The sequence below is a fragment of the Castellaniella sp. genome (assembly GCF_034674885.1).
GTDB lineage: Bacteria > Pseudomonadota > Gammaproteobacteria > Burkholderiales > Burkholderiaceae_B > Castellaniella.
Genome location: NZ_JAUCDS010000001.1, coordinates 1 through 19,774, shown reverse-complemented (window position 1 = coordinate 19,774; position 19,774 = coordinate 1). Strand labels below are relative to the sequence as shown.

Sequence of the window (19,774 nt, the reverse complement as noted above, 5' to 3'; positions counted from 1 at the left end):
GTGCGGGTCGCTTTTGCAGGAACTCCTGAATTTGCCCGTCAGGCCCTGGCTGCCATCCTGGGCGCAGGCCATCAGGTCGTGGGCGTGCTGACTCAGCCGGATCGCCCATCGGGGCGCGGCATGAAATTGCAGCCCAGTCCCGTCAAACAGGCGGCGCTGGATGCTGGCGTCGCCGTGCTGCAGCCGCGCAGCCTGCGTCTGGACGGCAAGTATCCGGACGAGGCCCGGTCGGCGCGGGCGGCCCTGCAGGCCTGGGCACCGGACGTCATGGTGGTGGCGGCCTACGGCCTGATCCTGCCACAGTGGGTGCTGGATCTCCCTCCTCATGGTTGCCTGAACATCCATGCCAGCCTGCTGCCGCGCTGGCGGGGGGCTGCACCCATCCAGCGGGCCATCCAGGCGGGTGATGCCGCCACCGGCATCACCATCATGCAGATGGACGCGGGCCTGGATACCGGCGCCATGCTGCTGCGCGCGGAACGGCCCATCGGACCGGAAGACACCGGGGCCAGCCTGCACGATGCGCTGGCGGATGACGGCGCTCTGGCGATTGTCCGGGTGCTGGGCGAGCTGGATGCGGGACATGCGCCGACACCAGTGCCGCAGCCTGCGGATGGCGTCACCTATGCCGACAAGCTGCAGAAATCCGAATCTGCGCTGGATTTTTCCTTGCCGGCTATCGTGCTTGCCCGGCGCATCCGCGCCTTTGATCCCTTTCCGGGAACCACGATGGTCCTGCCGGGAATCGAGCAGCCGGTGAAGGTCTGGGCAGCCCGTGCCTTGGATCATGGACAGGGCGGGGAATCGTCCGAGCCGGGTACCGTTGTGCAGATGGGCCGTGATGGCATCGATGTGGCGACGGCCCAGGGCCTGCTGCGGATCACCGCGCTGCAAAAGCCCGGTAGCCGGCGCCAGCCCGTGGATGTTTTCCTGCAGTCGTATCGGGCACCGTAGGGCGGGTGTCAGCCGCCCGATGACTTTTTGCGCGACGTATCGATACCCAGCTGTTTGAGCTTGCGGTACAGGTGAGTGCGTTCCAGGCCGGTGCGCTCGGAAACCCGCGTCATGCTGTGATTTTCGTGCAGCAGATGGTATTCGAAATAAATGCGTTCGAATTCATCACGTGCCTCGCGCAGCGGCTGGTTCAGGGAAATCGCGCCCAGGTGGGAATCATCGGCTGCGGGGGCGGCAGGCGTGGCGGCGGGCGTCGCCCCGGTGCTGCTGATGGCGGGCGGCTGGGTGAAGACCGGATCGGGCATGACGGGCCGTTCGGTGCGGCTGCGCATGGATGCCGGGATGACCGGACGGGCCAGGCCAGCGGCCACGGTCTTCAGCAGCTTTTGCAGGGTGATGGGCTTTTCCAGGAAATCGACGGCGCCGATGCGCGTGGCCTCGACGGCAGTGTCCACGGTGGCGTGGCCGCTCATCATGATGACGGGCATGTTCAGCAGCCCCTGGCTGGACCATTCCTTGAGCAGGCTGACGCCGTCGATGTCGGGCATCCAGATGTCCAGCAGGACCAGATCCGGTCGTTGGCGCAGGCGATAGTCGCGAGCCTGAGCAGCATTTTCCGCGAGTTCGACCGTGTGGCCTTCGTCGTAGAGAATTTCAGACAGCAGTTCGCGAATGCCGATTTCGTCGTCGACCACCAGAATTCTGGCCATATCACCTCACCTATGTATTGTGCGTATTATCCTGTGCCTGATCTTCGGCGTCCAGCAGTCCCGTCCCATCGGCCAGCCGTGAGAACAGGATCGAGATGCGCGCGCCGCCTTCGGATCGGTTGGAGATGTCGACCTGGGCGCCGTGTTCCTCGATGATCTTCTTGACGATGGCCAGACCCAGGCCGGTGCCGGCGGCTTTGGTGGTGACGTAGGGCTCGAAGACCCGATGCAGGACCTCAGGCGCGAATCCAGGGCCGTTGTCCGAGACCGTCAGGCGGATGCGGGCGTGATCGGCGGCGTTTTCCGGGGCGATCAGCCGCGTCTGGATGCGGATCTCCGCCGAGCCGGGGGCGGCGTGGGTGCTGGCGGCATCGCGCGCATTGGCCAGCAGGTTGTGGATCACCTGGCGCAGCTGCGCGGGGTCGCCCTGGATCATGGGCAGCGGGTCGGCCAGCCGGGCATCGATGCTCACCCCGGCTCGGGTGGATACATTGCCCGGTTCGGCGGGGTCCCAGCCGTACAGGGTCAGCACGTCGCTCAGCAAGGCGTTCAGGTCGATATCCTGCATCTGCGCGGGCGGCGTGCGGGCGTATTCGCGGAAATCGTCCACCATGCGCTTGAGCGACGCAACCTGATTGACGATGGTCTGGGTGGACCGTTGCAGCATGGCAGCGTCATCGGTATCCAGGCGGTCGGCCAGTTTCATGGCCAGGCGTTCGGCCGACAGCTGGATGGGGGTCAGCGGGTTCTTGATCTCGTGCGCCAGGCGGCGGGCGACTTCGCCCCAGGCAACCGTGCGGTTGGCGGAAATGACCTCGCTGATGTCGTCGAACACCACCAGATAGCCGTCTTCATGGCCGGCCATCACCAGGCGGGTGCCCCGGGCCAGCAGGGTAACGACGTGTTTTTTGCGTTCGTTGTCGGGCGCCTGCTGCAGTTCGACCTCGAACTGCTGTTGCCAGTAGGGACGCGTGGATTCCACGGCGTCATGGGCCGAGAATGCCTGGCGGATCAGTTGCGCCAGGGCCAGGGCTCCATCCACGGTTTCCAGGGGCCGGCCCTGGCAGGTGCGCAGATCCAGGTGCAGGATGGCCTGTGCCCCTTGGTTGAACAGGCTCAGGCGGAAGGCGTGGTCGAACACCAGCACCCCAGACGACAGGTTGCTTAGCACCGACTCCAGGTACAGGTTGCTTTGTTCCAGCTGGTGCCGGTGGCGGTCCACCATGCGCCGGGCCTCGTCCAGCTGCCGCGTCATGGCGTTGAACGAGCGGGTCAACTGACCGACTTCGTCTCGGGCCGGCGGTTCGGGCAACGGGCGGTAGTCGCCCACCCCTACTGCCTGGGTGCCCGACGCGAGCGTCAGCAGGGGGCGCACCAGCCGTCGCGATACCGCAAGGGCGACAACGACGGCGGCGAACACGGCCAGGATCAGGGCCAGGGTCAGGGTGATGCCGTACAGCTTGCGCAGCCCCAGCCGCGACAGGGCCAGTTCCTGGTAGTCGCGGAACCCCTGCTGGACCTGGCTGGCGTTATGGGCGATGCGTTCTGGCACTGCCTGGATCACCTGCAGCCACCGGGTGTCGCTGCCCAGGCCCATCGGGGTGCCCAGGCGGTCTGCGGTGGATCCCAGCGGGATGATGACGCGCAGGTGCAGGCCGGTGCTGGTGGGGCCGCTGCCGGGCGCGACGTCGGCTTCGGCCGCCGAGTAGCCCTGTGACACCCGCAATTGATTCATGACGCTGCTGGGCGGCAGATCGGGCAGCAGCTGGCCGAAGGCGGATGAGGAAAACGCCACCAACCGTCCGTTGCCGGTGAACACCATGGCCTCGTCGATGCTGCTGCTTTCACGCAGCGATGTGATCAGCAGGGCGGTTTCGGCGTCGCTGGCATTATTCAGCCGCAGGGCCATGTTGTGCGCCCGGCCGTTCAGCTCGTTCAGTTGGGCGTCCAGGGCGGCGCGGCCCAGGTTCAGGCCGGCTTCCAGGGCGCTGTCCACGCGCACGTTGAACCAGGACTCGATCGAGCGCGACATGAACTGCACCGACAGCACGTAGATGATGACGCCCGGCAGGATGCCGATCAGGGTGAAGTACAGGGTGAAGCGGGCAGTCATCCGCGCGCCGAACTGGCGCCGTCGGATCTGTCGGATCAGCCGAATGGTCAGCATGGCGACCCAGGACATCAGGGCCACTGCCAGGATGCCGTTGAACAGCAGCAGCAGATCGTATTGCTGCGCGTAGCGCGAGGCGTTGCCCGTGGACCAGACCAGCAGCCCCAGCAGGGCCACGGCACTGACGGCCGCGACCAGCAAGGCGATGCGCAGCGCCCAGCGTGTCAGTTTCGGGGCGTGTCGGCGGAAAGAGAAAACGTGAATTTTTTCCATGGGGTGGTCAGGGACCAGGCATTGCTGTTGAGGGCATCGACCTGAAACGGTCGAGCCAGCCGCGAGGTGTCCAGCCGCAGGCGTAACTGGCCTTCATAGTCGACGCCGGGGGTGAGCAGGGCGGCCGAACCCACTTGCCAGCTTCGGATGTGACGTACCAGATCCAGGGCCTCGTCCAGCGTCGTGGCGGGCAGGGACAGATCGTCCAGGCTGACGCGCCATTGGCGGGTCAGGGCGTTGAACTGAATGCGCCAGGTCTGTTCCGTGTCGAGGACGGTCTTGTCGAACCACCACCAGCGGGGCTGCTGAATCTGCAGATCGACGGTGAAATACAGGGGCACGCCCTTTTGGGCGGCGTCGTGCAGGTCGTCGCCCAGAGAGAAGTCGATGTCGGCGTCGATCAGCAACTGGCCCTGCCGCACCTGGGGTTCGATGCGCGTGACCTGGCCTTCACGGCCATGGGCAGCCGGCAGCAGGTTGAGCAGGCAGAAGGTCAGGGTGATCAGGAATCGGAGCATGCACGAGACCGGGCGACTGGGCGGACAATGGCGGTATTGTTGATGACCCAGCGCTTGAGCGCAAGCCGGACATGATCCTGCGCCCTGCCGCTGCCGTCTCGTGCGCCTCTGTTGGCGGAGTGCGATTGCCTGTCGGACACTAGAGGGCAGTGTTTTCCGGTTTGCGGATCAGCGCGTAGAAGAACCCGTCGCCCTGGTCGGCGCCGCCAGGCAGGATCTGGCCGGGGGCGGGCAGGCGCCGGGCGTCGGCGTGGCGGTCCAGGAATGCCTGGATCTGCGATTCCCCTTCCTGGGGAAAGATCGAGCAGGTGGCATACAGCAGGTGGCCGCCGGGCGCCAGCAACGGCCACAGGGCGTCTGCGATGCGAGTCTGCAGCGCGGCCGTGCGGGCCACATCTTCGGCGCGCCGCAGCCAGCGGATGTCAGGGTGGCGGCGCACTACACCGGATGCAGTGCAGGGCACGTCCGCCAGGATGGCATCGTACGGCTGGCCGTCCCACCATGCGGCAGGGTCGGCAGCGTCGGCGCAGCGCAGTGTGACGTCGGGGGATTCCAGGCCTAGCCTCCGCAGGTTCTCGTCCACGCGTTCCAGGCGCCGGGCATCGCTGTCCAGCGCCGTCAGGCGCAGCGTGTGGCGTTCCAGCAGGTGGGCGGTCTTGCCGCCAGGCGCGGCGCAGGCGTCCAGCACCCGCATGCCGTCTTGCAGCGGCAGCAGTGCGCCCGCCCGTTGTGCCGAGGCGTCTTGCACCGACCAGCAGCCTTCGGCAAAACCGGGAATGTCGCGCACGGGCAGGGGGCGATCCAGGATCAGGCCAGCGATGCCGACTGGCTGCGCGGTGATGCCCGCGTGCGCCAGCCGTTCGAGCAGCGTGTCGCGGGAAGTCTGGCGAACATTGACCCGCAGTGTCATGGGAGGAGGCTGATCGGCCGCCTGCAGGATGGCTTCCCAGTGCTGCGGCCAGGCTTGCTGCAGGGCTTCGATCCACCAGTCCGGGTGGTTCCAGCAGGCCAGTGGCGTAGCCAGGATCTGCGGCAGTAGCGCCGTTCGTTCCCGTCCGTAGCGGCGCAGGACCGCATTGATCAGGTTTTTCGCGGGGCGCGTGTGGCGGTCGGATTCCGCCGCCTGCACTATCTGGTGCACCAGCGTGTGTGCGGCGTAGAGCGGAGTGCCCGGTGGTTGGGCCGTGCCGTCGGACTGGCGCTGGCTGGCTTCCAGCAGGCTCAGGCCCAGCAGCAGCAGGGCCTCGGTCAGGCGGTCGGACGGACGGCGCGGCACCAGCAGCGCCCGCGCCGTCTGGGCGAATCCCAACTGGCGCATGGCATGGAAGGACAGCGCCTGCGCGGCCGGACGCAGGGCCGGGGGCGTGCGGTCCAGGGATTCCGACAGGGACAGCCCGGTCAGCACGCCGCGCACGGCCTGGGCGGCGGCCAGCAGTTGTCGGGACAAGGGGATGTCGGCGGCCTGGTCGACCGCGCTGTCGGATGGGGCCCTGCGGGAGTGTGGTGATTCTGGCACGATAAGAGCGGGAATTCCGCCGGTGAGGAATGTTTTTGGGGGACTGTAGCACCAATTCATTAAAATCAAGGGTTTGCTCTGCACCTCGAGGATTTCATGAGCCCATCCCCCCGTGTCGGTTTCGTCAGTCTGGGCTGCCCCAAGGCCCTGGTTGATTCGGAACGCATTCTGACCCAGCTGCGCATGGATGGCTACACCATCAGCGCCGATTATGACGGCGCCGACGTCGTGGTGGTCAACACCTGCGGCTTCATCGACAGCGCCAAGGCTGAATCGCTGGATGCCATCGGCGAGGCCATCACCGAAAACGGCAAGGTCATCGTGACCGGCTGCCTGGGCGTCGAAGCCGACATGATCCGCGACGTGCACCCGGCGGTGCTGGCCGTGACCGGCCCGCAGCAGTACGAACAAGTGGTGCGGGCGGTGCACGACGCCGCGCCGCACGACCGCGCCCACGACCCCTATGTGGATCTGGTGCCCCCCCAGGGCATCCGCCTGACGCCTCGCCATTACGCCTATCTGAAGATCTCTGAAGGCTGCAACCACAATTGCAGCTTCTGCATCATTCCTTCCATGCGCGGTCGCCTGGTCAGCCGGCCCATCGGCGATGTGCTGGGCGAGGCCCGCCGCCTGGTGGATGCCGGCGTCAAGGAACTGCTGGTGATTTCACAGGACACCAGCGCCTACGGCGTGGACGTCAAGTACCGCACGGGGTTCTGGGATGGCCGCCCCGTCAAGACCCGCCTGACCGAATTGGCTCAGGCGCTGGGGGAATTCGGCGTCTGGGTGCGCATGCACTACGTCTACCCCTATCCCCACGTGGACGAACTGATTCCCCTGATGGCCGAAGGCCGGATCCTGCCGTATCTGGACATCCCATTCCAGCACGCCAGCCCGCGCATCCTGAAGGCCATGAAGCGCCCCGCCTTCGAGGACCGCACCCTGGCTCGCATCCGCCAATGGCGCGAGGCCTGTCCGGACCTGACCTTGCGGTCCACCTTCATCGTCGGCTTTCCGGGCGAGACGGAAGATGATTTCCAGTATCTGCTGGATTGGATGAGCGAGGCGCAACTGGATCGCGTCGGCTGTTTCCAGTATTCGCCGGTAGACGGCGCCAAGGCCAACGAGTTGGCCGATCCGGTGCCCGACGAGATCAAGGCCGAGCGCTGGGAACGCTTCATGGCGCATCAGCAGGCGATTTCCACCCGACGCCTGGCTGCCAAGGTCGGGCGGACCTTGACCGTGCTGATCGACGAGATCGACGATCAGGGCGGCGCCACCGCTCGATCCATGGCGGATGCCCCCGAGATCGACGGCAGCGTGCTGTTGCGCGATGCGGCCGGCCGCGCCCCGGGCGACCTGATACAGGTCCGCATCGAGGATGCCGACGAATACGACCTGTACGGGGTGCCGGTCTAGATCGGGATCAGGCGTCCGGCTTGCGCGGCACCACCCGAGGCGGGGGCTTGCCGGCTTCCAGGGGCTGGGCGCGCTTGAAGACCGTGACGGGCAGCTCGCCGATCACGCCGCGCCGGGCAGCGGCCCGCCAGGCGTGGCCGTAGGCGACTTCCAGGCTCAGGTGGATGGTGCCGTCCTGGTGCCGCCGCCGTTCCAGCGCCTGGATCAGGCGGTTGCGCCAGGCGCGGCCCGCCAGGCCTGGTCGCCGCTGGGCGTGCGGGTTGCCGCCCAGCAGATGGACGTCTTCCAGCAGCTTGTCGGCGGTCTTGTAGGTCAGGGTGATGATTTCCTGGTCCATCACCGGATCGGCAAAACCCACCTGCAGCATCAGGTCGCCGAAGTCGTGCATGTCTACGAATTCCATGGGCTGGGTGTCCAGGCCCGCCTCGGAGACCGCCTCGCGCAGCTCTCGCAGCGATCCGGGCCCCAGGCTGGAATACATGGCCAGGGCGTCGTTGCGCAGGATCCTGCGCCATTCCTGCAGCACCAGGTGTGGTTCGGGGTGCCAGTGCAGCGCCAGATTCGACCACACCAGATCCAGGCTTTCGTCGGGCAGGCCGGATTCCGCCAGATCCGTCTGCAGGAATTCGGGCTGCGGCGTGGGTTTGTTGCGCAGGCGGTGCCAGAAACCGGGCTTGCTCATGTACCGCTCGCGGGCCGTGTCCAGCAGCGTGGCGCAGTGGTCCTGACCGATGTAGCGCAGGTTCGGATAGCGGGCCCGCAGCGGATCCAGGGCATGCGCCGCCCCGCAGCCGGCATCCAGGATGTCGTGCGGATCGATGCGGATGTAGCTCAGCCGGCGCAGCATGCGCTGGGCGATCTCACCGAACAGGAACTGGGGAGCGTCCAGGGGCGCGCGCCGGGCGAATTGCCGTGAAACGGCCGCAGGGTCGATGGGCAGGCGGGGAAGCTGTGACATAAGGGATCAAGACCGGTGCCGCTGCGCCCGTAACTGTGATGTGATGGAGCGTACTGGCGGAAAGGAAGGTGACATTATGCGGCATCTGGCAGTCTGGCGCGACTGGCGGCACTGGGTCCCGGCGGAATGTCCGGGCTGCGAACGGCGGATGGCCGGGCAGGGACTGTGCGCGGCCTGCGCGGGCGCCTTGGCGATGGACTGGCATCATCCCCGTTGCCTGGTCTGCCTGCATCCCCTGGCGGCAGGCATCTGCCCGGATTGCCCGCCGTCGGCCCCGGCGTACGACCGGATCGTCGCTGCGTTCGACTACCAGGACCTGGGCCGCCGGCTGGTCCAGGATTACAAGATTCGTTGCCGCCTGTCTTTGGCGGGCGTGCTGGCTGAACAGCTGGCCTGCGCGGTGCGCCGCTCGGGAATGAACCCTGACGCTGATCCGGATTGGATCGTTCCGGTGCCGGCCAGGCGGCCCGCCTTGCGCGAGCGCGGCTTCAGTCCGCCCGCCGAGATTGCCCGCCTGCTGGCGCGCCGCTTAGGCATCCCCTGCCATCTGACGGCCGTGCGTCGCCGACAGGATGGCCGCAAGCAGGCGGCATTGCGGCGTGCCGACCGCTTGCAGGCCCAGCAGGGGCTGTACGTCTGCGACGAGTCTTCGCCGCTACGCGGCGAACGTGCAGGGCATTGGCGGCCTGCCGCGAACCTGGCGGGCGCTCGGGTCGCCGTCATCGACGACGTGTTGACGACCGGCGCAACGATGCAGGCCGTGGCGGCTGCGCTGAAGGCCGCCGGGGTGGCCCGGGTGGAAGGCTGGGTGCTGGCCCGCGCCGTGCGCCAGGCTGCGCAGCCGGGGCCGTGACAGCGCACCAGCGCATCGTCCCGTCGGGCATTGGCGGCGTTCTACAATCTGGACTTCGCACGCCGCGCGCATCCCTGATCCCGTCCGCATGTTTCATATCGTCCTTGTCGAACCTGAAATCCCGCCCAATACCGGCAACATCATCCGGCTGAGCGCCAATACCGGCACCCATCTGCATCTGGTGCGCCCGCTGGGTTTTCCATTGGATGATGCCCGCATGCGCCGGGCGGGCCTGGATTATCACGAGTGGGCCGACATGCTGGTGCACGACAGCCTGGCGCAGGCGCTGGACTCCATCGGCGGGGACCCCGCCCGGCGCTACGCGCTGACGACGCGTGGCTCGGTCCTGATCGGCGAACGCGCCCTGCGGCCGGGCGATGTGTTTGTCTTCGGCCGGGAAACCGCAGGCTTGTCGGACGAGCAGCTGCAGTTCTTCCCCCCGGATCAGCGCGTCCGCCTGCCCATGCGGCCGCAGCAGCGCAGCCTGAACCTGTCCAATGCGGTGGCGGTGACGGTGTTCGAGGCCTGGCGGCAGGCCGGCTATGCGGGCGGCATCTGAGAGGGCTGCCGAGGCAGGCCATGATCGCCGCACGGAGCACGTGGCGCGCTGTTCCTGCTGCGGGAGACGATTTATTCCGGCCGCGCCTCTCGTGCCAGCAAGGCCGCGACGGCCAGATGGGGCGCCAGGCCTTCGAACAGCACCTGGCACACGGCCTGCGTGATGGGCAGTTCGATGGCGTGGCGTTGCCCCAGCGCCAGGGCCGCGCGGGCGCAGCGCACGCCCTCGGCCGTCATGCCGCCGGCCAGGATGGCGTCCAGCGGCTGTCCCTGGCCGATCGCTACGCCGACCTGGCGGTTGCGCGACAGGTCGCCCGTGGCGGTCAGCACCAGGTCGCCCAGGCCCGTCAGTCCGGTGAAAGTTTCCGCCCTGCCGCCCAGCGCCACGCCCAATCGCTGTATTTCCGCCAGGCCGCGCGTGATCAGCGCTGCGCGTGCATTGGTGCCCAGGCGCAGGCCGTCGCTGATGCCGCAGGCGATGGCCATGACGTTTTTCATGGCGCCGCCGACTTCCACGCCGATGATGTCCCGAGTGGTGTAGATCCGGGCCTGCGTGCCGTGAAAGGCCGCCTGCGCCGCCTGCCCGGTTTCCGCGTGGGAACTGGCGATCGTCAGGGCGACGGGCAGCCCCTGGGCGACTTCCCGGGCAAACGAGGGCCCCGACAGCACGCCGGCCTGCACCCGGTCGTCGTGCGACAGGCAGCCGCTGACGATCTGGTGTGGCCATTGCAGGGTGTCGGGACTGATGCCTTTGCAGGTCCACAGCAGATGGATGGGGTGCCGGGGTTCGGCGGGCAGATCCTGGGCCAGCCGCTGGCAGATGTCTTCCAGGCCGGCCATGGGCACCCCCAGAACGATCAGCCGGGTGGCATCGGCCGGGCCCTGTTGCACGTGGGCCAGGGCCGCCGACCAGTCGTCGGTGGCCGCAAGGGAAGGCGGCAGATCGGTGCCTGGCAGGTAGCGCGGATTGCGCCGGGTCTGCTGGATGGCGTGGATGGTGTCGGTGTCGCGCGCCCAGAGCAGGGTGTCGCTGCGCTGGCTGGCGAGTGCTGCCAGCGCCGTGCCCCAGCTGCCTGCGCCCAGCACCGTGAGCTGAACGGATGACATAGGGTGGATCCTGGTGGTGGCCGTGGGGTGCGGGTCCGCCGGATGGGGGCCGGGGACCCGTCGGTTCGTCAGTTGCGGGCGCCCGGCGGCAGGATCAGGCCGGAGTCTTCGCCCTGGGACTGTTCGCCGGCCTGTTGCGCCACGCGCTGTTCGTACAGCGCCTGGAAGTTCATCTCGCTGAGGTGCAGCGGCGGCAGCGAGGTGCGCGTGATGGCATCGGCCACGTTGGCCCGCAGGTAGGGGTAGAGCATGGTCGGGCAGACGATGCCCAGCAGCGGGTCGAGCTGCTCGGCCGGAATGTTGGCGGCTTCGAAGATGCCGGCCTGGCTGAGTTCGACCAGGTACAGGACCTTGTCGCCGATACGCGTGGTGACGGTGGCGGTGACCACGGCTTCGAAGACGGATTCAGCCAGTTGCTGGCCGCCGACCTGGATCGAGACTTCTACGGTCGGGGCTTCCTGTTCCAGGAAGATGGCCGGCGCGTTGGGCATTTCCAGCGACAGGTCCTTGACGTAGGTGCGTTGCAGCCCAAAGCTGGGGGCCTGGCCGTTTTCGGTTTGGTTTTCTTCAGACATGGGGATTTCCGTGCAAGAGAGGGTGAAGGGGGCGGGGTCAGGCCTGCAGCAGCGGCAGCAGGCCGTTGGCGCGGTCCAGGGCGGCAAGATCGTCGAAACCGCCCACGTGGCGTTCGTCGATGTAGATCTGCGGGACCGTGCGCCGGCCTGTGCGTTCCATCATGATGACGCGCTGGTCGGGGTTGCGGTCCACGTAGATCTTGTGGATGTTCTGGACGCCGCGTTGTTTCAGCAGCATCTCGGCGCGTGTGCAGTAGGGGCACACGGTGGTGCAATACATGGTGACTTGGGCCATCGGGGTGACTCGATCAGGATTTTCTCAGGGGCATGCCGCCTTCGGTCCAGGCGTTCAGACCGCCGTCCAGGCAGAATGCCCGGGCAAAGCCGTGCTTGCGCAACTGCGCCACGGCGCGGGCGCCTTCGCGCCCCTGGGCATCGACGATGACCACGGGTTTGTCCTGGGACAGGGTGCCCAGGTGCGCGTCCAGCGTGTCCAGGGTGATGTTGCGCGCCTGGGGGATGTGGCCGGCCTTGAATTGTTCGGCCGGGCGGATATCCACGAACACGCCCTGTTCGCGGTTGATCTGTTCGATGGCGTCGGCCAGGGCGATGCGCGCGTTCGAGCGCCCTTTGGCCAGGCCAGGCCACAGCAGCATCGCTCCGGATGCCAGGGCGATGAGCAGGATCCAGAGGTTGTTCTGGCTGAGTAAAAAGTCCACAGAAGTTCCTGTAACAACGGTCAAGGGAAATTGTATGCCGGGGATTATAAAATGGTCGGCAGTTTTGAACTTCGCAGGTTAACCGATCATGCACAAACTGGTCCTCATGCGCCATGGCGAAAGCCAATGGAATCTCGAAAACCGCTTCACCGGCTGGACCGACGTGGACCTGACCGACACCGGCCGGGCCCAGGCGCGCCAGGCGGGCGAACTGCTCCGCGCCCAGGGGTATGAATTCGATCTGGCCTTTTCCTCGGTGCTCAAGCGCGCCATCCGCACGCTCTGGATCGCCCTGGATGCAATGGACGCCATGCACACGCCGATCGGGCTGAACTGGCGCCTGAACGAGCGTCATTACGGCGCCTTGCAGGGCCTGAACAAGGCTGAAACCGCCGCCAGATACGGTGAAGCCCAGGTGTTGCAGTGGCGCCGCGCCTATGCCATCGCACCCGAGCCCCTGGCCCAGGACGACCCCCGCCATCCTCGGTTCGATGCCCGCTACCACCGCGTACCGGCTGATCAGCTGCCCGCCACCGAATGCCTGCGCGATACCGTCGATCGGGTGGTGCCGTTCTGGAATGACTCCATCGCGCCGGCGATCCGGTCGGGGCGGCGCGTGCTGGTGTCGGCTCATGGCAACAGTCTGCGCGCGCTGATCAAGCATCTGGATGGCATTTCCGATGACGACATCGTGGGTGTGAACATCCCGACCGGCCAGCCGCTGGTCTACGAACTGGATGACGATCTGCGGCCGCTGCGTCATTACTATCTGGGCGACGAAGACCAGATCCGCGCCGCCATGCAGGCAGTGGCCAATCAGGGCAAGGCAAGTCAGGCCTGATATGCGTCATGTCGGCCTGGGGCTGTTGCTGTGCCTGGTTGCGGTGTGCGTTCAGGCGCAGCCTTCGTTGCAGGCGCGCCAGACGCAGGCCCGCGAGGACCGGCAGGCATTGCGCGAGCAGATCGATGCCTTGCAAAAGCGCATCGGCGCGACCGAATCCGCTCGCCAGGATGCCACGGTCGCGCTGAAGGATTCCGAGCAGGCGATCTCCGATATCAGCCGCATGCTGGCCGATCTGGATCAGCGCCACAAGGTGCTGACCGAGACCTTGCGGCGCCTGCAGGATGCTCACCGGCAGCAGACCGCCGAGTTCGATCGCCAGCGCCAGGCGCTGGCCGATCAGTTGCGGGCGCAGTACGCCAGCGGCCTGTCGCCCTGGACGGCGCTGCTGTCGGGCCGCGACCCCCAGGACATCGGCCGCGAGCTGGCCTACCTGGCGTACGTGTCGCGCGCCCGGACCCAGTCGCTGAAGGCCCTGCAGGACACCGTGGCGAGGCTGACGGAATTGCAGCGGCAGACCGATGCCAGCCAGAAGGAACTGGACGCCCTGGTGGCGGATACACAGACGCAGAAACAGGCCTTGCAGGCCCAGCAGGCCCAGCGCCGCGACGTCCTGGCCCAGGTGCAGGCCCGCCTCAAAGACGAACACCAGCAGGCCAAGGGCCTGCAGGCGCGGGACGAGCGGCTGGGGGGCTTGATCCAGTCGCTGGATACCGAGATCGCTCGCGCGGAAGCCCGCCGCCAGGCGGCGCTCAAGGCGGCGGCCGAGCGTCGCGCCAAGGAACAGGCGGAACAGGCGCGGCGCGAGCAGCAGCGCCTGAAGGCTCAACGCGAGGAAGCGGCCCGCCAGGCGCAGCAGGTCCGGGAGCAGGCCGAGCGCCATGTCCATGAATCGGCGGGGCAGGGCCTGTCCGCCGAAGAACAGGCCGCAACGCCGGGCACTGCCCGGCCCGCACAGCCGGCGGCATCCGATGCCGATCAGGAAGAGGTCCGGGCGGTGCCCGACGCCGGTTTTGCCGGCCTGCACAAGAACCTGCGCCGTCCGGTGTCGGGTGAAGTCCAGGGGCGGTTCGGCATGCAGCGCCCAGAGGGCGGGGTATGGCGCGGCATCGTGCTGCGTGCTGCCGTCGGCACGCCGGTGCATGCGGTGGCCCCCGGCCGGGTTGTTTATGCGCACTGGCTCAGCGGCTTTGGCAATCTGCTCATCATCGACCACGGTCGGCAGTATCTCAGCATCTATGGCTACAACCAGGCGGTACTCAAGCAAGTGGGCGACGTGGTGGCAGCCGGGGACGTCATCGCACGGGTGGGGGCCACCGGTGGGCAGGTCGAGCCGGGCCTGTATTTCGAGCTGCGCCACCAGGGGGCCCCGATCAATCCCCAACTATGGTTGCAGCCTTAATTTCTGTACTATGTTGAGTTTGGTGCGGGCGTCCTGTGCGGCGTCCGATCCTGGCAGCAGGATACTTGTTTAGGAAACGTGCATGGGCATGCGAAAGAATCGATCATTGGGCTGGATTGCGGCGGGTTTCCTGGGGGGCATCCTGGTCAGCCTGGGCATTACCGCCGCCGCCCAGAAGGGCGAACCGCTGCCGCTCAAAAGCCTGCAGCAGTTCGCCAACGTCTATGGCGCCATCAAGTCCAGCTACGTCGAACCCGTGTCCGATCAGGTGCTGATGGACGACGCCATCAAGGGCCTGTTCACCGACCTGGACCCGCATTCCGTCTACCTGGACGAAGAAGCCTACAAGCAGATGCAGGACATCACGCGAGGTGGTTTCGGCGGCCTGGGCATCGAGATCGGCACCCAGGACGGCATGCCGAAAGTCATCGCTCCCATCGAAGACACGCCGGCCGCGCGCGCCGGGATCCTCACCGGCGACCTGATCACGCAGATCAATGGTGAACCCACAAAAGGCATGTCCCTGAACGACGCCGTGAAGAAAATGCGCGGCGAACCGGGCACACCCATCGACCTGGCCGTAGAGCGCGCCGGCAGTCCCAAACCCCTGAAATTCCACATCGTTCGGGAAATGATCAAGACCCGCAGCGTGCGGGGCAAGATGCTGGCGCACGACATCGCCTACGTGCGCATCAGCCAGTTCCAGGACCGCACCACCACCGATCTGGTCAAGATGCTGGTCGATCTGTCCAAAAAACAGGCGCCAAAGGGCCTGATTCTGGATCTGCGCAACGATCCGGGCGGCCTGCTGGACGGGGCCATCGGCGTGACCTCGGCCTTCATCGAACCCGGAAAGCTCGTCGTATCCACCAAGGGCCGCATCCCCTCGTCCAACGAGGAATTCTATGCGCGTACCCTGAACAGCAGCCACGGCCTCGATGCCGGGGTCACGCTGCCGGCCTGGACGCGCACGGTGCCCATGGTCGTGCTGGTCAACGTCGGTTCGGCCTCGGCCTCGGAAATCGTGGCGGGCGCATTGCAGGACTACAAGCGCGCCCAGATCATTGGCAACCGCACCTTTGGCAAAGGCTCGGTGCAGTCGGTGCTGCAGCTCAGCAAGGACACGGGCATCAAGCTCACCACGGCGCGCTACTACACGCCCAGTGGCCGCTCCATCCAGAACACCGGGGTCGCGCCCGATCACGTCGTCGACGACAGCGCCGCCGGCAACCTGTTCCAGATCCAGCGCGAGGTCGATCTGCAGCATCACCTCGCCAACCAGACGGCGCCGCAGACCGAGCAGGTAGAAGAAAGCGATTTCGTCCCGGGCGAGATCAAGATGTTCGAATTCGGCGGCGCCGACGACTGGCAGCTGCAGCAGGCGCTCAATGTCCTGCAGGGGCGCCCGGTGCTGAAGTCCGACCCGGTGCTGGTGCGCCAGGCGCGGGCGGCCACCGACAAGGACGCTGCCGCCAAACCGCCCGCATCGTCTGCCGCCAAACCGTCGCCCGCTGAAAAAAAAACCCTGAATAACGGCTCGGGCCAGGTGGAACACTATCGGATCACCCCGGAAGGGCTGATCAAGGTCCAATGACCCGCGATTCGACCGGTTTGGGCGATGCGCAGCTGATGCGCTACGCCCGGCACATCCTCCTGGATGAGCTGGGCGTCGAAGGCCAGGAGCGCCTGTTGGCCGCCCGGGTGCTGATCCTGGGGGCCGGCGGCCTGGGGTCGCCCGCTGCCCTGTACCTGGCGGCTGCGGGGGTAGGCCGGCTGCTGCTGGTCGACGATGACGTCGTGGAACTCAGTAATCTGCAACGGCAGATCCTGCATACGACGGCGGGCCTGGGGCGGCCGAAGGCCGAATCGGGGCGCGAGGCCCTGCTGGCCATCAACCCCGATATCCAGGTCCAGGCCCTGGTCGAGCGGCTGGACGACGCCCGGTTGCTCGAATTGACCGCTCAGGTCGATCTGGTGCTGGATTGCAGTGACAATTTCGCCACCCGGCACGCCATCAACCGCGCCTGCGTGGCCAATCGGGTGCCGCTGGTGTCAGGGGCTGCAATCAAATTCTCGGGCCAGATCAGCGTCTACGATCTGCGCGACGATGCATCCCCCTGCTATCACTGCCTGTTTCCCGAGGCCGACGACGTCGAGGAATTGCGCTGCGCCACGACCGGGGTGCTGGGGCCGCTGGTGGGGATGGTGGGCAGCGTGCAGGCTGCCGAGGCCATCAAGCTGATCACGGGCATGGGCGAACCCCTGGTGGGGCGCCTGCTGTCGGTCGATGCCTTGCGCATGCAATGGCACACGATCCGTTTCAGGCGCGATCCCGAATGCCCGGTGTGCGCCCGGCGCGAGCCTGCAGCAGCAGGGTGCTCAGGCGATTGATGCGCACGTCCACGTACAGGTCGCGGCCATGCTGCTGCCGGGTGAACGGCGTGCCTGGATGGTACAGATAGGCGGTTTTCAAGCCGGCCTGGCGCGCGGGTTTCAGATTGCGCAGCGTGTCTTCCACCAGGATGATGCGGTGCGGCGGGCCACCCAGCCGGGCGACGATCTGGCGCATCAGCGCCAGGGACGGCTTGGGGCGCGGCAGTCCCATGGGCATCATGTGGTCGATGGCCCAGAGCCCGTCGAATTCCTGCAGCACCCCCAGCGCCTTCAGCACCCGACGGGCGTAGTGGGCGGGGGCGTTGGTCAGTACGATGCGGGTGCCGGGCAGATCGCGCAGGCGGGCCTTCAGGCCGGTTTCCGTCCGTACCAGCGGGGCTACGTCGAAATCGTGGCAGGTCGCCAGGAATTGCCGCAGGTTGACGCCGTGATGCCGGGCCAGGCCGATGGCGGTTGCCCCGTAGCGCTTCCAGTAGCGCTGCCTCAGGATATCCGCTTGGTCGGCGGGCACGTCCAGAGCTTTGGCGACGGCAGCGCCCATGCGCTGATCGATCATGCCGAAAATGGCATGGGATGCGTCATGCAGGGTATTGTCCAGGTCGAACAGCCAGACAGGGGCATCCGGCGGGACAGGCCGCCCCCGCCGCAGCGGGCTGGGGGCACGCAAGGGCAGCATCGGTGTCAGTGCGAACTGATCATCGTGCCGACGCCACGGTCGGTCAGGATTTCCAGCAGCAGGCAGTGGGGCACGCGACCGTCGATGATGTGGACAGAATTGACGCCGAACCGCGCTGCGTCCAGCGCGGACGAGATCTTCGGCAGCATGCCGCCAGACAGCGTGCCGTCCTGGAACAGCGTGTCGATGGTCTGGGCCGAGAGGCTGCGCAGCAGTTCGCCGTTCTTGTCGAGCACGCCCGGAGTATTGGTCAGCATGACCAGTTTTTCCGCCCCGAGCACTTCGGCCATCTTGCCGGCAACCACGTCGGCATTGATGTTGTAGGCCTGGCCGTCTTCGCCATAGCCGATGGACGAGATGATGGGGATGAACTGGTCGTCCTGCAGGGCCTTGACCACGGCAGGTTCGATGCGTTCGATGTCGCCCACGAAACCGATGTCCAGCATGTCGCCGGGGTGGTCGGGGTCAGGCATCAGTTTTTTGCGCGCCTGGATCAGGCAGCCGTCCTTGCCGGTCAGGCCCACGGCCTTGCCGCCGGCTTCGTTGACCATCATGACGATGTCCTGCTGGACCTGGCCGCCCAGCACCCATTCCACGACTTCCATGGTTTCGGCATCGGTGACGCGCATGCCCTGGATGAAGGTGCCTTCCTTGCCGATGCGCTTCAGGGCGCTGTTGATCTGCGGGCCGCCGCCGTGCACCACGACGGGGTTCAGGCCGACCAGTTTCAGCAGCACGACATCGTGGGCGAAGGTCCGTTGCAGGTGTTCGTCGGTCATGGCGTTGCCGCCGTATTTGATGACGACGGTCTTGCCGTGAAAGCGGCGGATGTAGGGCAGGGCCTCGGAGAGGACTTCGGCCTTGATGGTGGCCGAGAGCGCCGGGGCAGTGTCCGTCAGTGTGTTCATGAAACCAGTGCCTTTTCTACCGTGGCCAGAAAGGCCTGTTCGTCATAATTGCCCAGGTAGCGCTTGATGATGTTGCCCTGTTTGTCGATCAGGAAGGCCGTCGGGGTCAGGCGCACGTCGCCGAACGCCTGGGCGATCTTGCCCTGGGCATCGATCACTACCGGGAAAGGCAACTGGCGGGTTTCCGTGTAGTTCTTGACGTAGTTGGGCGGGTCGTACTGCATGGCCACGCCGATGGTGTCGAAGCCCCGGGATTTGAGATCCTGGTAGTGGCGGATGGTGTCGGGCATCTGGGCGATGCAGGTGGTGCAGCTGGTGGCCCAGAATTTCACGAGCACGACCTTGCCGCGCAGATCCTGCATGGTGACGGTTTTGCCCTGCAGATCGGTGAACGCGACGTTGGGGGCTGCTTGGGCGGCCCCCTGGAATTGCCATAGGGCAGCGGCGCCGATTGCAATCACCGCTGCCAGGCCGAGAACGATTTTCTTCATTGCACAGGCATGGGTTGTGCGCCTGCGTCGTTGGCCGGCGGCGGCGAGGCCGGTGCGTCAGCCGAGGAAGAGGCGCTGGAATCCGTGACGGGAGCCGGTTTGCCGGGATCGGTGATCAGGCTTTCCCGCGACACGATCTGGAATAATTTTACGACTTTGTTGACCCCGGAGACACCCGAGACGACTTTGGCAGCCAGTTCGCCTTCGGTGGCGGTGACTTTGCCCATCAGGTAGACGATGCCGCGTTCAGTCGTGACCTTGATGGTGCGAAACGGCACGTTCTCGGTCGTCATGAGTTCGGTCTTGACCTTGGAAGTGATCCAGGTGTCGTTGGTGCGTACGCTGAGCGGCGTGAGATCGCCCACGCGGATGTAGTCGTCGACCGTGCGGACCTTGGTGATGCCCTGGGCGATGGTGACGGCCTGCTTGCGGTCGGCGTCGGTGGGCACGTCGCCCACCAGCAGCAGCCGGCCTGCGTAGGCGGTGCCGACGATGCGGGCCTTGTCGCCGAAGGCCTTGTTCATTTCGCTGGAGGTGCGCAATTCGATGGTCTGGTCGTCGACCTGTTCGCCGGCAGTGCGGCGGTCGGTGGCGACGACAGCTGTGGTGGCGGCTGTGCCGCCGACCACCAGCAGGCCGCAGCCTGACAGGGTGGACAGGCAGGCCAGGGTCAGCAGGCAGCGGGCCAGGGGACGGGTGGCGGACAGGGGCATCAGAGGGGGTCTCCCAGGAGCAGGGCGTCGATGCCGTCACACAGCGCATGCAGCAGCAGGATATGGACTTCCTGGATGC

Annotated in this window: 21 protein-coding genes and 1 pseudogene; 8 read left to right on the top strand and 14 right to left on the bottom strand. The window is 66.4% G+C overall.

The features are described 5' to 3' along the window. A complete protein-coding gene (gene fmt / locus VDP74_RS00110) occupies positions 1 to 954 on the top strand; it encodes a methionyl-tRNA formyltransferase (RefSeq protein ID WP_322997574.1) in 954 nt (317 codons plus the stop codon). An 8-nt stretch (positions 955 to 962) separates the two neighbouring features. Here fmt and VDP74_RS00105 read toward each other — a convergent pair whose 3' ends face one another. The 4 genes from VDP74_RS00105 to rsmB form a co-directional block, all read right to left on the bottom strand. Then, the gene (locus VDP74_RS00105; RefSeq protein ID WP_322997573.1) at positions 963 to 1,664 is read right to left on the bottom strand and encodes a response regulator; all 702 of its coding nucleotides are present in this window, start codon (positions 1,662 to 1,664) and stop codon (positions 963 to 965) included. 10 nt (positions 1,665 to 1,674) lie between these two features. Continuing rightward, the gene (locus VDP74_RS00100; protein ID WP_322997572.1) at positions 1,675 to 4,047 is read right to left on the bottom strand and encodes a sensor histidine kinase; all 2,373 of its coding nucleotides are present in this window, start codon (positions 4,045 to 4,047) and stop codon (positions 1,675 to 1,677) included. Then, positions 3,999 to 4,565 carry a DUF4390 domain-containing protein gene (locus tag VDP74_RS00095; RefSeq protein ID WP_322997571.1) on the bottom strand — a complete coding sequence of 189 codons (567 nt, stop codon included), beginning with the start codon at positions 4,563 to 4,565 and terminating at the stop codon, positions 3,999 to 4,001. Before VDP74_RS00095 ends, VDP74_RS00100 begins: the two co-directional genes overlap by 49 nt. Positions 4,566 to 4,704: 139 nt before the next feature. Further along, positions 4,705 to 6,012: a 16S rRNA (cytosine(967)-C(5))-methyltransferase RsmB gene (gene rsmB, locus VDP74_RS00090; protein ID WP_416232902.1), complete on the bottom strand. Its 1,308-nt coding sequence runs from the start codon at positions 6,010 to 6,012 to the stop codon at positions 4,705 to 4,707. Positions 6,013 to 6,177: 165 nt separating this feature from the next. Here rsmB and rimO point away from each other — a divergent pair, with 165 nt between their 5' ends. Then, on the top strand, positions 6,178 to 7,500 hold the full coding sequence (rimO, locus tag VDP74_RS00085; protein ID WP_322997570.1) for a 30S ribosomal protein S12 methylthiotransferase RimO: 1,323 nt from the start codon (positions 6,178 to 6,180) through the stop codon (positions 7,498 to 7,500). 7 nt (positions 7,501 to 7,507) lie between these two features. On the opposite strand, the gene VDP74_RS00080 is transcribed toward rimO, so the two are convergent. After that, positions 7,508 to 8,458, bottom strand: a complete 951-nt coding sequence (locus VDP74_RS00080) for a methyltransferase domain-containing protein (protein ID WP_322997569.1) — start codon at positions 8,456 to 8,458, stop codon at positions 7,508 to 7,510. A 76-nt stretch (positions 8,459 to 8,534) separates the two neighbouring features. Here VDP74_RS00080 and VDP74_RS00075 point away from each other — a divergent pair, with 76 nt between their 5' ends. Together VDP74_RS00075 and VDP74_RS00070 are read left to right on the top strand one after the other, a co-directional pair. After that, positions 8,535 to 9,311: a ComF family protein gene (locus VDP74_RS00075; RefSeq protein WP_322997568.1), complete on the top strand. Its 777-nt coding sequence runs from the start codon at positions 8,535 to 8,537 to the stop codon at positions 9,309 to 9,311. 88 nt (positions 9,312 to 9,399) lie between these two features. Continuing rightward, positions 9,400 to 9,870: a tRNA (cytidine(34)-2'-O)-methyltransferase gene (locus VDP74_RS00070; protein ID WP_322997567.1), complete on the top strand. Its 471-nt coding sequence runs from the start codon at positions 9,400 to 9,402 to the stop codon at positions 9,868 to 9,870. Between the two features lie 71 nt (positions 9,871 to 9,941). Here VDP74_RS00070 and VDP74_RS00065 read toward each other — a convergent pair whose 3' ends face one another. From VDP74_RS00065 to VDP74_RS00050, 4 genes are all read right to left on the bottom strand, one after another. Beyond that, positions 9,942 to 10,976 (bottom strand): NAD(P)H-dependent glycerol-3-phosphate dehydrogenase, encoded by a 1,035-nt coding sequence (locus tag VDP74_RS00065; protein WP_322997566.1) that lies wholly within the window; start codon positions 10,974 to 10,976, stop codon positions 9,942 to 9,944. Positions 10,977 to 11,044: 68 nt separating this feature from the next. After that, positions 11,045 to 11,551, bottom strand: a complete 507-nt coding sequence (secB, locus tag VDP74_RS00060; protein ID WP_322997565.1) for a protein-export chaperone SecB — start codon at positions 11,549 to 11,551, stop codon at positions 11,045 to 11,047. Positions 11,552 to 11,588: 37 nt separating this feature from the next. Then, the gene (gene grxC / locus VDP74_RS00055; RefSeq protein WP_322997564.1) at positions 11,589 to 11,846 is read right to left on the bottom strand and encodes a glutaredoxin 3; all 258 of its coding nucleotides are present in this window, start codon (positions 11,844 to 11,846) and stop codon (positions 11,589 to 11,591) included. 13 nt (positions 11,847 to 11,859) lie between these two features. Continuing rightward, positions 11,860 to 12,270, bottom strand: a complete 411-nt coding sequence (locus tag VDP74_RS00050) for a rhodanese-like domain-containing protein (protein ID WP_322997563.1) — start codon at positions 12,268 to 12,270, stop codon at positions 11,860 to 11,862. 88 nt (positions 12,271 to 12,358) lie between these two features. On the opposite strand from VDP74_RS00050, the gene gpmA reads away from it, so the two are divergent. The 4 genes from gpmA to VDP74_RS00030 all read left to right on the top strand — a co-directional run bounded on the left by gpmA (position 12,359) and on the right by VDP74_RS00030 (position 16,904). Next, complete coding sequence (gene gpmA / locus VDP74_RS00045; protein WP_322997562.1) at positions 12,359 to 13,111, top strand: 2,3-diphosphoglycerate-dependent phosphoglycerate mutase; 753 nt, start codon at positions 12,359 to 12,361, stop codon at positions 13,109 to 13,111. Position 13,112: 1 nt separating this feature from the next. After that, on the top strand, positions 13,113 to 14,513 hold the full coding sequence (locus tag VDP74_RS00040) for a peptidoglycan DD-metalloendopeptidase family protein (protein WP_322997561.1): 1,401 nt from the start codon (positions 13,113 to 13,115) through the stop codon (positions 14,511 to 14,513). An 82-nt stretch (positions 14,514 to 14,595) separates the two neighbouring features. Continuing rightward, positions 14,596 to 16,107 carry a S41 family peptidase gene (locus tag VDP74_RS00035; RefSeq protein ID WP_416232901.1) on the top strand — a complete coding sequence of 504 codons (1,512 nt, stop codon included), beginning with the start codon at positions 14,596 to 14,598 and terminating at the stop codon, positions 16,105 to 16,107. A 17-nt stretch (positions 16,108 to 16,124) separates the two neighbouring features. Beyond that, the gene (locus VDP74_RS00030) at positions 16,125 to 16,904 is read left to right on the top strand and encodes a HesA/MoeB/ThiF family protein (protein ID WP_322997831.1); all 780 of its coding nucleotides are present in this window, start codon (positions 16,125 to 16,127) and stop codon (positions 16,902 to 16,904) included. Here the strand turns inward: VDP74_RS00030 and VDP74_RS00025 are convergent. From VDP74_RS00025 to VDP74_RS00005, 5 genes and pseudogenes are all read right to left on the bottom strand, one after another. After that, positions 16,834 to 17,583, bottom strand: coding sequence for a pyrimidine 5'-nucleotidase (locus tag VDP74_RS00025; RefSeq protein WP_322997559.1), 750 nt, complete (start codon positions 17,581 to 17,583; stop codon positions 16,834 to 16,836). The two genes, VDP74_RS00030 and VDP74_RS00025, sit on opposite strands and share 71 nt — an antisense overlap. A 5-nt stretch (positions 17,584 to 17,588) precedes the next feature. Further along, positions 17,589 to 18,491 carry an acetylglutamate kinase gene (argB, locus tag VDP74_RS00020; RefSeq protein ID WP_322997558.1) on the bottom strand — a complete coding sequence of 301 codons (903 nt, stop codon included), beginning with the start codon at positions 18,489 to 18,491 and terminating at the stop codon, positions 17,589 to 17,591. Then, positions 18,488 to 18,982 (bottom strand): TlpA disulfide reductase family protein, encoded by a 495-nt coding sequence (locus VDP74_RS00015; protein ID WP_322997557.1) that lies wholly within the window; start codon positions 18,980 to 18,982, stop codon positions 18,488 to 18,490. The genes argB and VDP74_RS00015 overlap by 4 nt, the downstream gene beginning before the upstream one ends. Next, complete coding sequence (locus tag VDP74_RS00010; protein ID WP_322997556.1) at positions 18,979 to 19,695, bottom strand: BON domain-containing protein; 717 nt, start codon at positions 19,693 to 19,695, stop codon at positions 18,979 to 18,981. The genes VDP74_RS00015 and VDP74_RS00010 overlap by 4 nt, the downstream gene beginning before the upstream one ends. Beyond that, positions 19,695 to 19,774 (bottom strand): annotated as a pseudogene (locus VDP74_RS00005) (phosphoheptose isomerase); the annotation flags it as partial. The gene VDP74_RS00010 and the pseudogene VDP74_RS00005, both read right to left, overlap by 1 nt.